The following is a 16,104-nucleotide window of genomic DNA, read 5'->3' as shown; positions in this document are numbered from 1 at the left end:
AAAAAAGCCCGCTTCCGTTTTAAAGGAAGCAGGCTGATCGTATTCATTAAATGAGCTAGCGGATAATCGTTAATACAGATCGGTTAACTGGAATTGATCGTTATTATCAATCAAATAAACGATCAATAAACAAACATTAATAGTTAGTGGCTATCAATTGATTTGATATTGATCGGTACAACAGATCTATGCACACCACACTAGTAATACATACTGGCGTGGTTTCATGTGGGTAATATAGGAGTGAAATAATCTTGAATGCAGAAGTACGATAAATTTTATTAACGACTCAATGCTAATATCTGAAAATGTAATCTTTAATAAGGAAAATCCGTGAATGGCTTATTATCATTTTTTTTAGCATCTTTATCTTCGTCAGGTGACGGAGGCTGTTTTTTTTCACTTGCCTCCCTGAGTGCTTCCAAAAGCGTTTTTTCACGAGCTAATTCCAGACTGGGTGGTGTTGCAATAGACGTTATTTGACTAACAGTGACATTGTTATCGTCTGGCACTATATTTTCAGACGATGTCTTCGATTTCTTCAGACTTCGAGACTTCTTCCTTGAGTTTCTACCTTCCCATGCTTTATTAAATCGATTTAAAAAAATAGTGTCTTTATGATACCAACATGTATAAAGACAGCGGATTATCAAGCGTTTCTCAGCATTGCTGGAAGGTTTAAGATATTGCATTAAAGTGACTGTATTTATATACTCTGAACTTTCACTTATATTTGCAAGAGAGCCATTAGCATTATATTCATCATGGTTCACAACGGAAGGTTTATATTGAGCAAGCTGGGCTAATGTTGATACCGGGTATTGCTGCGGTATATATTGAGCAGCCTGAGCCAATATAGTCAAATGAGAGGGTTGCTGAATATACTGGCAATCCATTATAAAACTACTGTTTTGCGATGCACTTTGGTTGTTGCTCTCTTGTCTTTGTCTCTCTGACTCTTTATTTTGTCTTCTTTTTTTTGCACCTTGTTTTATGTTGGCCCTGTCTTTTTGAAAGTACTTCCAGGCCCATTCACACTTTTCTTTTTCTTTTTTACTTAAGGGGAGTTTGTCTTTGTGGATATACAGACGATACCATTCTGTCCTTATGGCATTCATCAACTCAACTTTGTCCTTTAAATTGGAATCACAACGATCAAAGAAATTAATGATGGTAAGTACTCGCTCTGCATTATTTGCCGGATATTGGATGAGGTCAAGCTGATCGTAAGTTAATATTTGAGGTATGACTGGGGAACCATAAAATTTTGCATCAGAAAAAGCAAAGCTCAATGAAGGATTTTTGATATTTATTGTTCTTAATACCAACCATACATAATGACAGGCATCCGGGCAATTTTTTATCCATGCAAAGTCGCGTGAAGGTATGAAGCGTTCAGTGACATTCATACGGATAGCTTTAATGAATCCATTTGCTATTTCTGAGTGATAGAATGAACGTACTGCAGTGTTAATTATTTTGGATGCCTGTCGATAATCCAGAGAATATAGGTGACTTATATTTAGTGTATTAACAGCAGGTTTTAAATGATAACTCAATATCGCCGGTTCATATTGGTAAAACCATCTATAAAATCTTAACTCCCTTTCACTTTTTAATTCCACATCTGACTCATTCCTGCTCATTTGATTTCCCTCATTCACCGTATGCGTTTCCCATCCCCCGAGTGTCATTCATAGGGGAGGTCATGGTGTTGATCATAGCAAATTCATAGGGGAAAACGTAGGTCGAAAATCTTCTGCAAGAGCCATTAAACCTGAGTTTTACATATGAAAAGTGAAAAATTAGTAGCTCTCAGACGTGCAGGTATAAAGTGATGCCAGTGAGTACAACGGGCAACTTCATAAAGAGAGACAATAAGGTTAGAAACTGGCGGCATAACAAAGGCGTTAAAATGTGTATCCCATTACGTCAGCCACGTTTCCGGTCAATAAAAGTAAAACCATACATATACGACCCATGACATGAAAGGATACCGCCCGGTGTCCTCCTGATACATTCCCGGAGCCCTCTCATGAACATGATTAATATACACAATGACCAGATGGTTGACATGGCATTTATTATTAGTTTTACTAAAGTAACCGATAAATGGATTTATAAATTGATTCAGGAAGGAAAGTTTCCAAAGCCCATCAAGCTGGGGCGTAGTTCCCGCTGGTTTGAAAGTGAAGTAATAAAGTGGCTTAACGAAAGAGTTAAAGAATCCCGTGGCGAGTAACACAAAAACCATTGAAAATATATTAACAACAAGAATCTAATTAAATTAATCAATAAGTTTAATTTGGGTTAATTAGTGTTATTATCGTTATCAACTCTGTTAACCATATTACTTATGTTAGCTATTCCAGCTCTATCAATCCTACTAATTCCAACTGGTCTTTATTAACACACCAGTTTATTTAATGGATAGTTACTGATTATATCTGCAATATGCTTTTATATATCTAACCAGCCTCCAGTCATGGAGGCTACTACCTGACAGAAGTCAGAGGTAAGTATTACTTAACACAATTGCACAATGACATGAGTGAAAAACTAAAATAGGATTCATCATGTCAAAGTACAATGTAAGATACCCATTGAACCCAGTATTATTATCTTATCTCTTTTCACATGCAGAGGCTTTGAGAGCGAAGTACTCCAGACTGCTTACATTCAGAATGGACTTCTTTTATCTCAAAGGAAGTCCTTTATTTGAGCAAAGAATAAATGACTGGTCTTGTCGTGATATGTATATGCTGGCAGAGCGGCTTATCGACACCAGCGATATTGTTGGTTATAGCTGGGTGATGGAGCGAACAGAGCAACATGGTGTTCATTATCATGCCATGTTCTATCTGAATGGCCATCTGCATCAAAAGTATTATCCGACGGCACAGGATGTATTACAGCTCTGGTCATATATAACCCAAGGGATGGGATATGCACATATCTGTGACCCTAGCAATAATAACTACCCGGCCAATGGCCAAGGGATATTTAATTACCATCATGAGCATCGCTTTGATGAGTTGTATTATACATTAAGTTATTTAGCGAAAGAGGATCAGAAGGAGGGGTTGTATTGCTATGGCCTGAGTGATGTCCCGGAGCCTGATGGCAGAGGAAGACCCAGGAAGGCGCTGTAATGGTTATTAATCATCAGCGCTCATAAATATCAATATCATATATTTATGCCAGCAAGAACTGCTGGCATTTTTCATTTAATGCCGGAGCTAATCATGCTTGATTTCGTCTATGCACCACACGCCATTACCCGTCATGGTGAATGGGTCACGCCGGTAATAGTCATACCGGAAGATTACGATACGCTGTTCTGTGAGTACTGCAGGGTGAAAATAATTGTTTCACTTGACCTACTGACTGGCGTGAGAAGTTTTATTCATACACCACTTGACCTGCCCCCAGGATTAAATACAACCTTCCGTTAGTAATGTCGGTTGGTTGACCCTGACCACGAATATGCTCCAGTCATAATCAGGAATAACCGGCTTCATGTTGGTTGCATGTTCTGGCAACCGGCAGACTTTTCAGCAAATTCGGACGGGGTCATCCAGCCCAGCGCAGAATGAGGGCGTCTCTGGTTATAGTGTATGCGCCAGGCTTCGATTTTGCACCGTGCATCCTCCAGCGACATGAACCAGTTCTCGTTCAGACACTCCTGTCGTAGCCTGCCGTTGAACGACTCCACTGTGGCATTATCCGTTGGCGTTCCCGGTCGTGAGAAGTTTATACGGATCCCTGTTTCGTACACCCATTTGCCCAGCATTTTCCCTGCAAATTCAGAGCCGTTATCGGTTTTCAGCAATTGTGGTAAGGGACGTCTGAGCGCAATGGCGTTCAGCATCTCTGCGACCTCCGTTGAGCGCAGATTCTGACCCACGCAAATCCCCAGACATTCGCGCGTGTAGAGATCAATGACCGTCAGCAGACGTAACCGACGCCCGTTAAATAAGGCGTCAGAGACAAAATCCATGCCCCAGACATAATTTGGATACAACCCCTGAGCCTGGGGCTGTCGCCGCTGAGCCGATTTATTTCGGCGAGGGCGTTTGAGACGCAGGGACAGACCCTGCTCGCGATAGAGTCGGTAAATACGTTTATGATTATCCCGCCAGTCTTCCCGCCTGAGCATGACGTGAACCCTGCGGTAGCCATAGTGGACCCGGGTTTCAGTGATCTCCCTGATACGAAGGCGTAGCGCGCTGTCGTCTGCCGCCACAGAACGGTAGCGGAAAGAGCTGCGGCTGATCCGTAGCGCAAAACAGACCTGCCGCTCGCTGGCTCTATAGCGTGCCTGCAGATCCCGGACCCATTCGCGCAGACGCGCCAGCGTCAGTTCTTTTTTGCCAGCACATCCTGCAGCATGGCCTTGTCGAGGCTGAGATCGGCAACCAGCTTCTTCAGCCTGAGATTCTCTTCCTCAAGCTGCCGCATGTGCTTCAGCTCAGAAGGGGAAATCCCGCCGTATTTTTTTCGCCAGGTGTAAAACGTGGCATCGGAGATGCCCAGCTTACGGCAGAATTCGGGCACGCTTGTACCCAGTTCGGCCTGTTTCAGGGCAAAGACAATCTGCTCTTCGGTGAATCGTGACTTTTTCATCGGCACAACCTCCGCTCAGAGAAGTATTCATCATGCCGGAATTCTGTATCTGAATGGAGCAGGATCTTGGGTCAGGGTCATGGTTTTTCTTCATATTTTCCGTTTCGACAGTACCTTCTGGATATTCAGTATTTCCAGGGTGGCATCGCCGCCCACCTTTAGGCGTTCGGCTAAGCGCTGAACTCTCCGGCCCTTCGGGCCTGCGCAGGCTGAGCCCTTACCATACTGACCAGGGGGATGCTCGAATGGTTCAAGAGAATTCTGAAAGATGGGTAACGACCAAGGTAATGACTTTTATTAATGACTGGTGTCTCGCGTTCTTGTTTAATCAGAGGATAATTACGATTTTTCTTTAGTTACTTACAACACTTATGTACCATACGTAACATAACATATGGTACATAGGTGTTGATGTGGCAAAAGGTGAATCAGGACGTATAGTCCTTGAAGTCGAACCAGAACTAAAAAAAGCGCTCTACTCAGTTCTTGCAATGGAACAAAAAACTCTTAAAGACTGGTTTGTTGATAAGGCTCAAAAACATATATGCGAGAAAAAATCAGAGCTGATAAAGAGCTTTTCGAAGGTAGACGATGAAGTTTAAAGCAGATCAAACCTCACAAAAACTTAGAGGTGGATATTACACCCCACAAAATCTAGCTGATTATGTAACAAAGTGGGTACTAAGTAAGAATCCTAAAACTATACTTGAACCGAGTTGTGGTGATGGTGTGTTTATTCAGGCTGTAGCTAATAATGGTTATGACTCTAACATTGAGCTATCTTGCTTTGAATTGTTCGATACAGAGGCATCTAAGGCGCTTGAGCGCTGTAAACTGAACAACTTTGCTAATGCAACTATTACAGAGGGTGATTTTTTAGTTTGGGCGAATGAACGTCTAATGAAAAACAAGCCGATATTTGATGGAGTTTTAGGTAATCCTCCATTCATCCGTTATCAGTTCCTTGAAAAAAACTTTCAAGAACAAGCTCAATTAGTCTTTGAACAACTCGACCTAAAATTTACAAAACACACTAATGCTTGGGTTCCATTCCTACTATCTTCATTAGCCCTTCTTAAACAAGGTGGAAGAATGGGGATGGTCATACCATCTGAGATTAGTCACGTAATGCATGCTCAGTCATTGAGAAATTACTTAGGTCACGTTTGCTCTAAGATTGTCATCATTGATCCTAAAGAGATTTGGTTTGAAGACACTCTACAAGGTGCGGTGATTATTTTAGCAGAGAAAAAACAGGATTTTGATGAAATATCACAAGGTGTAGGTATCGTTAGTGTGAGTGGATTTGAATTCCTTCAAGATGATCCAAACGTTCTGTTTAATGATACGGTCGGAATAAATGGTGAAACAGTTGAAGGTAAATGGACTAAAGCGACACTTGATATTGACGAACTTAAGTTAATTAAAAGGGTAATTGCCCATCCTGATGTCCGTAAGTTTAAAGACATAGCTAAGGTCGATGTAGGTATTGTGACTGGTGCTAACAATTATTTTCTTGTTGATAACGAAACTGTTAAGTCATATGAGTTAGAGCGTTTTGCTCACCCTATGTTTGGCAGAAGTCAACATTGCCCTGGCATTATTTATGATGAGCAGCAGCACATTGAAAACCAGGAGCAAGGTTTACCAACCAATTTCTTATACATAGATGAAGAGTATGAAAACCTTTCTAAAAGTGTCAAAAGTTACATTAAATTAGGTGAATCTGAAGAATATCACAAGCGTTATAAGTGCAGTATACGTAAGCCTTGGTTCAAAGTCCCGTCTGTCTATAGCACAGAGATTGGAATGTTAAAGCGTTGCCACGATGCGCCACGCTTAATCCATAACAAAGTTAGAGCATACACCACTGACACGGCATATAGAGTTTCTTCAACAGTTACAAGTGCTGAGAACTTAGTATGTAGTTTTTTGAACCCTCTAACGGTCATTACAGCTGAACTTGAAGGACGCTTTTACGGTGGTGGTGTACTTGAACTTGTTCCATCTGAGATAGAAAAACTATATATCCCTATCGTTGAGGGATTAGAACACAACATTGATGGACTCAACCAGTTGATCAAAAATGGTCAAATAGAGAGAGTGATTCAACAACAAGGTTCACTAATCTTAGGAAAGCTTGGTTTTACTCAGATGGAGAATGAAAAGCTTGTAGAGATATGGAAAAAGCTTAGAGACAGAAGGCTACGCAAATAGAGTTTAACGTAAGGTAATCAATGCAGCGTGTTAGCTGCATTGATTTTATTTTGGACGCTTACAGACTTTTGTAAAGGTCTTCTACTGCTGGAACCTCGGAATCTAAATCTCCCAAGTCAAACAGATTCTTAATCAAATCGTCCATTTTTATTTTTTCTTGTTCAAATTGCCTTTCGAGTATGATTTTATCTCTGTCGCCTGCTTTTTGAATTTGGCCATACAATCTATTCAAAGACTGTTGTTGTAGGCTAATATTATCGTGTATTGCTTTCTGTTTTGGATCATCAAAATCAATAGTCGGAATAGGCATTCTCGTTTGAACCTTTGTTCCACGAGCAACAAACCCACCTCTAAAAATCTCACCATATATTGAAGCAAACCATTCAAGATATTTTGATGTAAGAACCGCTTGAATATAGTAGATGGAGTATTTAACGTCATTGGGGACGTTTATAATGCTATAACCTGCAGTGCCGCCGGAAGAGACAAATGTTCTATGGTTATCAATACTGTATTTATACCCATTAGATAGAACGCCGACAATCAGCTTTTGGTCAACATCGCAGTTCTCTAATGCTTGGCTACGTCCGTATCTATACCACTCATTAGGTCCCGTTGGATCGGGCTTAATAGAGCGTTTCTTATCATTCAAATGGTCTTTTACAACGTGTAGAAACTCAAACAACTTAGAATAGTGACGTTTCAGTTCATCGTATTCAATAAACTGGATTCTTCCACCCACTTTTTTATAAGGATAAACGACAAAGGAATTAGGTTCAACGTCTTTATAAGTATAGAAACTATCATCACCCGAACGGTTTGTTTCGAAGTAAGGACGAGTCAATTCTTTTTCAACGTGGTATTCAACACCATCATATTCAAAATAAACAAATCCATTTTCATATTTTATTTCTTTATGAATGTAATACTTATTTGCACTTGTCTGAATGCCATTTGCAACATTGCTCCTTCCTACAATGTCGCCTAGTTTTTTAGATTTTAAGAACATCAAATTTAGAATGTCATTTGTTTTCCTTTCCAGAACCCAAGTGTCAGAATCAAGCGAACATGTTTGATACGTGCTTGATAATAGTGATTTATCTTCACGAGTTAACCATTTCTTAAAGTTTTTTACTTCATAGGAAGAAAAATCATCGTGATCAGCTTTATTTAAAAATAACAAACAAGTATAAGTTGTTTTGTTTTTGAATACTTGATGAGATCCAAAAGAAACAAATTTAGACAAATATTTATTGTCTGATAAAAGTTTACGAAGGTTTTTACCTGCACCAACTTTTATGAATTTGGACGGAAGAATATAACCTAAATAGCCGCCTTCTTTGAGAACCTGCATTGAACGTTCAACGAATAAAAAGTATTTATCGAATTGCTTGAATGCAGACTTATACTTTTTCTTATAAATGTCCAATTCCTTTGGCGTTAACTGATTCATATGTTCAGTTGCCATATAAGGAGGATTTCCAACGATTACATCAAACTGATAGTCAGGTAAATCAAACGGATTAATTGAAAAAATATCGTCTTGTTTAACTCTGTCGCCACTATCTATCAAGCTATTACCGAATAAAATGTTTGTATCCAGTGCAGGCAAAATAGGTGTGCTTTTGCCAATTGTTTCTTTAGTTTCACCTTCAAGAAGTTTTAGCAATAAGCCAAAGGCACAAGCTTTTGTTGCGTTGTAGTCTTTATCTATGCCGTAGATACATTTACAAAGAACTTCTTTTTTTACTTCTAGTTTAAGTTTGTAAGTATGTTCCGATAGTTGTTGCAGTTTAGATTTATCATTCTGTAGATAATAGTCAATAAGAATATCTTGAAGAGATTGAAAAACTTCAATAATGAAAGCGCCAGAGCCACAAGCAATATCAGCAAATTTTGAATTTAATATCTCAACGTCTGATTTCTCTTTACAATATTCTTCGACAGTATTTCTAATAATTTCTTTTACAATGTGAGTTGGAGTGGTAACAACGTCTCTATCAATATGTTCTTCTTTCGGTTGAATCTTAATATTTCCAAATTCATCAACACGAACTTTCTCACTCAGGAATATTTCATATATATTCCCTAAAATATCAGAAGAAAAAACAGAGAAAGAGTATGTGCTTCGTGGGAAGTATAGTTGTTCTATGACACCCCAAATACAAGAGTCAGCATTGTTAATTAATTCATCAATGTATTCTAAGGCGAATAATCCTGAATTATATTTTTTATCTGAGGATTTTAATTTTTTGACCAAAGATTGAAAGTCTTTCTCTTGTGCAAAATGATAAAGAGTTTCGTATTCTTCCAGGTCTCTATCTTCACAGACACGGAGAAAAACAATACTATTAATATAATTTTGGGCTAGGTCGTTTAATTTTTCTTCTGAAAGTTCATTTTTAATCTGCAAAAATTCATTTGCAAGAAGTAAACGCCAATCATTAATTTGTTTGAGGAATAGGTCATCAACACTGAATCTCAGTATTTTACTTTCAATTTCTGACCATTCATTATCAAACTGACCGGTGTAAACACTTTCACGACCAATAAGGTTATTAATTTCATCAAACTTATCGGCCAGTTCAGTAAAGTGATACAGCTTAATTCTAGAGTTTGCTACTGAGTCAGTTTCTTTAACCTGATTAGAACAGTCATAAATTGCTGTATATTCAAAGTTCGACAATACAGAAATTTTCAACTTGGCTGTGAAACCGTATCGTCTAACTTGTAAGGCAGGATCTATAGCGGTAGATACATCGACACTAGGCTTTTTAGCCTCAAGGAAAAATTTACGCTCAGAGAACAGTCTAAATGTGTAGTCAGGCTTTTTAGTATTTTCGCCAGCTCTGGCTTTTAAGCCTTCCTCAACAAGCACTTCACGCTCGTTTGTGGGTTTTCCTGCTGCGTTCGTTATGTCCCAACCGAGAACAAAGAATAGTTGATCCAAAAAATCTGTTCTTAGTTGAGTTTCGTTGTATTTGGCAGAACGATAATAATCAATATCGTTTTGATATTTATCAATTAGTTTTTGTAGCTGAACTTTTTTATTCATCAATTTTTCCGCAACGATATTTATCAAAAAAATAGGTTTCTAATGATTTTCATTTTTGTACCAACGTATTGTTGGTCAAGTCATCGTTAAAAACAATTCCCTTCTCTACTCTCCAGAGTGGATATATCCATTCCTTACGCCTCCTTTTTGTGCTGCTCTGATTGCATTGTCGATCTTTTTACCTCAAAGGTCACTGAAACACTACCAATGGATGGCTTTTTAATGATTTTGAGGGCTAATATCCATCTAAACCTCTGAATCGCCACGGGTTTAACAGACACCTCAGAGTCATTTAAAATGACCTGAAGAGAGGTGCCCATGAGCGGTAAGCGTTATCCCGAAGAGTTTAAAATTGAAGCAGTCAAACAGGTTGTTGATCGCGGTCATTCTGTTTCCAGCGTTGCAACACGTCTCGATATCACTACCCACAGCCTTTACGCCTGGATAAAGAAGTACGGTCCGGACTCATCAACTAATAAAGAACAGTCAGATGCTCAGGCCGAGATCCGCCGACTCCAGAAGGAGCTGAAGCGGGTTACTGACGAACGGGACATATTAAAAAAAGCCGCGGCGTACTTCGCAAAGCTGTCCGACTGAGGTACGCCTTTATCCGTGACAATACCAGTTGCTGGCCTGTTCGTCTGCTCTGTCGGGTGCTGCATGTTCATCCCAGTGGCTTTTACGCCTGGCTTCAGCAGCCGCATTCACAACGCTATCAGGCAGACCTGAGACTGACAGGACAGATTAAACAGTTCTGGCTGGAATCGGGATGCGTCTATGGTTATCGCAAGATCCATCTGGATCTGCGGGATAGCGGGCAACAGTGCGGAGTGAACAGAGTCTGGCGACTGATGAAACGTGCCGGGATAAAGGCTCAGGTTGGGTACCGGAGCCCGCGGGCACGTAAAGGCGAGGCCAGTATCGTGTCGCCCAACAGGCTCCAGCGACAGTTTAATCCGGATGCTCCGGATGAGCGTTGGGTAACGGGCATCACCTACATCCGGACCCACGAAGGCTGGCTGTATCTTGCCGTGGTTGTTGATCTGTTCTCACGCAAAATTATCGGCTGGTCAATGCAATTCCGGATGACAAAGGACATTGTCCTGAACGCATTGCTGATGGCTGTATGGCGGCGTAATCCCCAAAAACAGGTGCTGGTTCACTCTGATCAGGGCAGCCAGTACACAAGCCATGAGTGGCAGTCGTTCCTGAAATCACACGGCCTGGAGGGCAGCATGAGCCGTCGCGGTAACTGCCACGATAATGCAGTTGCAGAAAGCTTTTTCCAGTTGCTGAAGCGTGAACGGATAAAGAAAAAGATCTACGGAACGCGGGAAGAAGCCCGCAGCGATATTTTTGATTACATCGAAATGTTTTATAACAGTAAGCGTCGGCATGGTTCTAGCGATCAGATGTCACCGACAGAATATGAAAACCAGTATTATCAACGGCTCGGAAGTGTCTGGATTACCCGTGACGATTCACCGGGATATACCCGCAGATGTACTCACATCAGTAAGTTGATGTAGATTGAATCAGGTTGACTTAGGTTGAGTGAAAAAGCGAGGAAAGCCTTGCAGGTACTGGATTTCAGGCACAAAAAAAGACGTCCGTTGACGTCTATTGATGTTCCGATGGTGCCGAAGGCCGGACTCAAACCGGCACTTACCATTCAAACGACTTTCAGAAGCCCGGTACTATTCATTTTTCCTAAGTCATCCACATAATCCCCATACCACTGCAGCATCTCCCTTCTCTGCTCAAGATACTGCGCATGGTTATACGTCCCGCGAATCGTATTCTTGTCCACATGCGCCAACTGCAACTCAATCCACGCGGTGTTATACCCCTGCTCATGCAGGATGGTACTCATCGTGTGCCGAAACCCATGCCCTGTAGCCTTTCCATGATACCCAATCCGCTTCAACACCTGATTTATACTCGCCTCGCTCATTGGCTTTGCAGCATCATTCCTTCCCGGAAATACCAATGAATAACGACCTGTCACAGCCTGAATCTCTCGCAACGCCTCAACGACCTGAGTAGACAAAGGAACTATGTGTGGCCGTCGCATCTTCATGCGTTCCTTCGGCACTTCCCAAATCCCTTTGTCCAGATCAAACTCACGCCATTCAGCCAACCTCAGCTCAATGGTTCGAACTCCAGTTAGCATCAGAATACGAGTAGCAAGTCGAGTTATCGGACTGCCGCTGTAATTCTCCAGTGCTTGTAAAAACGCTGGCAACTCATCAGCGAGTAGATGAGGGAAATGCTGAGGTTTTGGCGTCGCCAATGCACTCGCAAGATCCGCAACCGGATTAATCTCCGCCCTGCCCGTTACGATTGCATAGGTGAATACCTGCTTGCAGGCTTGTCGAATTTTACGCAGTTTATCCAGCACGCCTCGCTTCTCTAACTTGCGCAGCGTCGTAAGCATTTCCAGAGGCTTGATTTCAGCTATAGGACTCTTACCAAGATCCGGAAAAATATCATTCTCAAACGCTTCCATCAGATCATCAGCATAACCCTTCGACCATCCCGGACGCTTGTACTCATGCCATTCCTGAGCAAGCGCTTTAAAATTGTTCTCAATGGCAACCTTACGAGTTTGCTTATCAACCTTCTTCTGCTCGCTCGGATCAATGCCGTTGGCAATCTTCCGCTTAGCTTCATCACGACGTTGTCTGGCTTCGGAAAGCGAGATCTCAGGATAAACACCTAGCGCCAACGTTTTCTGTTTGCCATCGAAGCGATACTGCAACCGCCAGTACTTAGAACCGTTCGGATGCACCATCAAATGCATCCCTTCTCCATCGGTAAGTTTTCGAGCCTGATCGGCAGGCTTCGCACTTCTGACTTTTACATCTGTTAGCGCCATTGGCTACTCTCCATCACTGAATGTTGGTACAAAAAGCCATTGAACGGGGTTGTACCAACACATATACCAACACAGATTACTTGATGTGGGTTTACGTCGATAGACTCAGGTTGAATTAGAATGCCTGATACTAGGCTAATTTACTGAATTTCAGGCATAAAAAAAGACGTCAGTTGACGTCTCTTGATATGAATTTGGCACGCCCTACAGGATTCGAACCTGTGACCTACGGCTTAGAAGGCCGGTGCTCTATCCAACTGAGCTAAGGGCGCATGGGGAACTGCGTCGAATTATACGGTGCGAACCTCCTGAGTCAACGATTTTACTCCGAAGCGCGTCCTGTTGCTGCACTCTTGAGCAATGCCCGCGTAATCTCCGCCTGACAGCAGCGCCCGCTTCTGACAAAATAGCGCCCATTCCCCGTTTTAACTCAACACAGATGGATCCTTTCTCTGATGGCAGCAAAAATTATTGACGGTAAAACGATTGCGCAGCAGGTGCGGCAGGAAGTTGCACTAAAAGTCGGGCAGCGTCTCGCCGCCGGAAAACGCGCTCCAGGCCTGGCCGTCGTTCTGGTCGGTGAAAACCCGGCGTCACAAATTTATGTCGGCAGTAAACGTCGCGCCTGTGAAGAGGTCGGTTTTGTTTCACGTTCCTACGACCTTCCCGCCGCCACCAGCGAAGCGGAGCTGCTTGCGCTGATCGACAAGCTGAATAACGACCATGAGATCGACGGTATTCTGGTGCAGCTGCCGCTGCCTGCGGGCATTGATAACGTCAAAGTGCTGGAAAGCATCTCCCCGTCTAAAGACGTTGATGGTTTTCATCCCTACAACGTGGGTCGTCTCTGCCAGCGCTCGCCCAAGCTGCGTCCCTGCACGCCCCGCGGCATCGTGACGTTACTGGAACGCTATAATATCGATACCTTCGGCCTCAACGCGGTGGTGGTTGGCGCCTCCAATATTGTGGGCCGTCCGATGAGTATGGAACTGCTGCTGGCGGGCTGCACCACCACCGTGACGCACCGTTTTACCAAAAACCTGCGCCATCACGTGGAGAATGCCGATTTGCTGGTTGTCGCCGTCGGTAAGCCAGGTTTTATTCCCGGTGACTGGATCAAGCCCGGCGCTATTGTGATTGATGTCGGTATTAACCGGCTGGAAAGCGGCAAAGTGGTGGGCGACGTGGATTTTGAAGCAGCCTCCGCCCGCGCCGCCTTTATTACCCCCGTGCCTGGTGGCGTCGGCCCGATGACCGTGGCCACGCTGATTCAGAACACCCTACAGGCATGCGAAGATTTTCATGATGGAGCAGTAAAATAATGGCAACTTTTTCTCTGGGTAAGCACCCACACGTTGATCTGTGCGATCTGCTCAAGCTGGAAGGCTGGGTGGAGAGCGGCGCGCAGGCGAAAATCGTCATCGCCGAGGGGCTGGTCAAGGTGGATGGCGAGGTGGAAACCCGCAAGCGCTGCAAAATCGTCGCGGGTCAGTCCGTGAGTTTTGAAGGCCAGAACATCACCGTTACGGCGTAAAAGCCGTGCCCGGCGGCAGGCGTCGCCGGGCAAAGATTATTCTTCTTCCTTCCGTTGCGCGCAGCCGCTGTCGTCTCCTTTTCCCCCGTTACACCCTGCATCCCTTAAGTTATTTGCCGATCGACTTCAAAGTATCACTATTTCCTCTTGCTGGATGTCAAAATCCTGTTGCAGCAAAACCGGACTTCTCTCACGATGAGTAGAACGTTCTACTAAAACGTTCTACTTACAATAACAGGGCGTGAAAAGCGCCATTCGGGGGGAAGTCAGCATGCGTCTGATATCAGGGTTTATTAAATCGTTATCAAAGTTATCTATGATTGGCCGCGCGCTGATGCTGCCAATTTCCTTACTGCCCGCTGCGGGACTACTGCTGGCCTTCGGCGATAAGTTTCACCTGCCGCTGATGATGAACGCGGGCGGCGTGATTTTCGATAATCTGCCGCTGCTGTTCGCCATCGGCTCTGCCGTAGGGCTGGCGTCAGAATCGGGCATCGCTGCCCTTTCCGCTGCCGTATCGGTATTTATTACCAATATCACCATCAGTACTCTGTTAAGCATCACGCCGGAGATGGCGTCGCAGGGCGGGAAATATGCGATGGTGGTCGGTATCCCGACGCTGCAAATGGGCGTGTTTGGCGGGCTTATCTGCGGGATCCTCGCCGCCTGGTGCTATAACCGTTTCCATACACTGCAACTTCCTGAGTTCCTTGGGTTTTTCTCCGGCAAGCGTTTTGTGGCCATCGCCACGGCGTTCCTCTCCTTTATCCTGGGACTGCTTCTGCCCTATGTCTGGCAGCATGTCCAGACCGGCATCGATGCGCTATCCGTGGTAGTCAATGGTGATAATCAGGCCGCCTCCACCTTTATCTTTGGCCTGGTGGAGCGCGCGCTTATCCCGCTCGGCCTGCACCATATCTGGTACCCCTCTTTCTGGTACTCCTTTGGCGACTATACGACCCTGAGCGGCCAGGTGATCCATGGCGATCAGACTATCTGGTTTAAGATGCTGGAAGAGGGACAAAAAACCTTCAGCAGCGACACCTACCAGAATGCCGGTAAGTTTATGCAGGGCGAGTTTCCGCTGATGCTGTTCGCGCTGCCCGCCGCCTGCCTGGCGATGTATCACGAAGCCCATACCAAAAATAAGAAAATCGCCTCAGGTATTCTCTTTTCTGCGGCGCTGACCTGCTTTCTGACCGGCATTACGGAGCCGGTCGAGTTTACCTTTATCTTTGTGGCACCAATCCTGTACGTCTTTAACGCTATTATGGCTGGCGTCGCTTATATGGCGATGTATCTGCTGCATGCGCACATTGCCAAGTCATTCTCCGCCGGGCTGATTGACTATATCTCCTTCGGCATCCTGCCTTCCTTCAATGGCTATCAGACCAATTTCCTGAATGCCGTGATTGTCGGTGTGCCAATGGCGGTGATTTATTACTTCACTTTCCGGTTCGTCATCCGTCGGTTCGATGTTAAAACACCAGGCCGCACCGAAGTGACCGCCACGACAGATGATAAAACCGATAAAGAGCTGGCGGGTGAAATCATCGCTCTGCTGGGCGGCAAACAGAATATTGACTCGGTCGGCGCCTGTATCACTCGCCTGCGTCTGGAAGTGGCGAAGAGCGATATGGTAGACAGAGATGGCCTGAACAGTCTTGGCGCGCGCGGCGTGGTGTTTGTCGGCGACAATGGCATTCAGGTGATTTTTGGCGCGAGGGCACAGTTTATTGCTCAAAGCATGTCTGACATAACAGGTAAATAATAAGATGCCTGCCTGACACGTCT

Annotated in this window: 13 protein-coding genes and 1 tRNA gene; 9 read left to right on the top strand and 5 right to left on the bottom strand. The window is 43.8% G+C overall.

Annotated elements, in window-relative coordinates; all coding sequences use genetic code 11:
* Window positions 1-317: 317 nt before the first annotated feature.
* Window positions 318-1,646 (bottom strand): hypothetical protein, encoded by a 1,329-nt coding sequence (locus EA20_RS0113540; protein WP_152540235.1) that lies wholly within the window; start codon window positions 1,644-1,646, stop codon window positions 318-320.
* A 389-nt stretch (window positions 1,647-2,035) separates the two neighbouring features.
* Here EA20_RS0113540 and EA20_RS0113535 point away from each other — a divergent pair, with 389 nt between their 5' ends.
* From EA20_RS0113535 to EA20_RS20995, 3 genes are all read left to right on the top strand, one after another.
* A complete protein-coding gene (locus tag EA20_RS0113535) occupies window positions 2,036-2,242 on the top strand; it encodes an AlpA family transcriptional regulator (protein WP_024967345.1) in 207 nt (68 codons plus the stop codon).
* Window positions 2,243-2,576: 334 nt separating this feature from the next.
* Window positions 2,577-3,152: an inovirus-type Gp2 protein gene (locus EA20_RS0113530; RefSeq protein ID WP_081772579.1), complete on the top strand. Its 576-nt coding sequence runs from the start codon at window positions 2,577-2,579 to the stop codon at window positions 3,150-3,152.
* A gap of 93 nt (window positions 3,153-3,245) precedes the next feature.
* Window positions 3,246-3,455 (top strand): hypothetical protein, encoded by a 210-nt coding sequence (locus EA20_RS20995; protein WP_071995415.1) that lies wholly within the window; start codon window positions 3,246-3,248, stop codon window positions 3,453-3,455.
* 62 nt (window positions 3,456-3,517) lie between these two features.
* Here the strand turns inward: EA20_RS20995 and EA20_RS0113525 are convergent.
* Window positions 3,518-4,626, bottom strand: a protein-coding gene (locus EA20_RS0113525; protein ID WP_369699789.1) for an IS3 family transposase whose coding sequence is annotated in 2 segments (ribosomal slippage) — window positions 3,518-4,365 and window positions 4,365-4,626 — 1,110 coding nt in all. Because the reading frame shifts where the segments join, the coding sequence is not laid out codon by codon here.
* Window positions 4,627-5,039: 413 nt separating this feature from the next.
* Here EA20_RS0113525 and EA20_RS20290 point away from each other — a divergent pair.
* Together EA20_RS20290 and EA20_RS0113515 are read left to right on the top strand one after the other, a co-directional pair.
* A complete protein-coding gene (locus tag EA20_RS20290) occupies window positions 5,040-5,228 on the top strand; it encodes a hypothetical protein (RefSeq protein ID WP_071995412.1) in 189 nt (62 codons plus the stop codon).
* Entirely contained in the window at window positions 5,218-6,843 is a 1,626-nt protein-coding gene (locus EA20_RS0113515; RefSeq protein WP_024967341.1) for an N-6 DNA methylase, read from the top strand. Before EA20_RS20290 ends, EA20_RS0113515 begins: the two co-directional genes overlap by 11 nt.
* Before the next feature lie 58 nt (window positions 6,844-6,901).
* On the opposite strand, the gene EA20_RS0113510 is transcribed toward EA20_RS0113515, so the two are convergent.
* Window positions 6,902-9,898, bottom strand: coding sequence for an N-6 DNA methylase (locus EA20_RS0113510; protein WP_024967340.1), 2,997 nt, complete (start codon window positions 9,896-9,898; stop codon window positions 6,902-6,904).
* A gap of 318 nt (window positions 9,899-10,216) precedes the next feature.
* Between EA20_RS0113510 and EA20_RS0113495 the strand changes: the two genes are divergently transcribed.
* A protein-coding gene (locus EA20_RS0113495; RefSeq protein ID WP_235192647.1) for an IS3 family transposase occupies window positions 10,217-11,427 on the top strand; the annotation gives its coding sequence in 2 pieces (ribosomal slippage) (window positions 10,217-10,454 and window positions 10,454-11,427; 1,212 coding nt in all).
* A 143-nt stretch (window positions 11,428-11,570) separates the two neighbouring features.
* Here the strand turns inward: EA20_RS0113495 and EA20_RS0113490 are convergent.
* Together EA20_RS0113490 and EA20_RS0113485 are read right to left on the bottom strand one after the other, a co-directional pair.
* A complete protein-coding gene (locus EA20_RS0113490) occupies window positions 11,571-12,776 on the bottom strand; it encodes an integrase arm-type DNA-binding domain-containing protein (protein ID WP_024967337.1) in 1,206 nt (401 codons plus the stop codon).
* Window positions 12,777-12,971: 195 nt separating this feature from the next.
* Window positions 12,972-13,048: transfer RNA gene (locus EA20_RS0113485), tRNA-Arg, on the bottom strand.
* A gap of 183 nt (window positions 13,049-13,231) precedes the next feature.
* Between EA20_RS0113485 and folD the strand changes: the two genes are divergently transcribed.
* The 3 genes from folD to EA20_RS0113470 all read left to right on the top strand — a co-directional run bounded on the left by folD (window position 13,232) and on the right by EA20_RS0113470 (window position 16,081).
* Window positions 13,232-14,098, top strand: a complete 867-nt coding sequence (folD, locus tag EA20_RS0113480; RefSeq protein ID WP_024967336.1) for a bifunctional methylenetetrahydrofolate dehydrogenase/methenyltetrahydrofolate cyclohydrolase FolD — start codon at window positions 13,232-13,234, stop codon at window positions 14,096-14,098.
* Entirely contained in the window at window positions 14,098-14,310 is a 213-nt protein-coding gene (gene ybcJ, locus EA20_RS0113475) for a ribosome-associated protein YbcJ (protein WP_024967335.1), read from the top strand. The genes folD and ybcJ overlap by 1 nt, the downstream gene beginning before the upstream one ends.
* A 271-nt stretch (window positions 14,311-14,581) precedes the next feature.
* A complete protein-coding gene (locus EA20_RS0113470; protein WP_024967334.1) occupies window positions 14,582-16,081 on the top strand; it encodes a PTS transporter subunit EIIC in 1,500 nt (499 codons plus the stop codon).
* Window positions 16,082-16,104 lie beyond the last annotated feature (23 nt).

Source organism: Pantoea sp. IMH (assembly GCF_000599885.1).
Lineage (GTDB): Bacteria > Pseudomonadota > Gammaproteobacteria > Enterobacterales > Enterobacteriaceae > Erwinia.
This window is presented reverse-complemented; position numbering and strand designations above follow the sequence as displayed.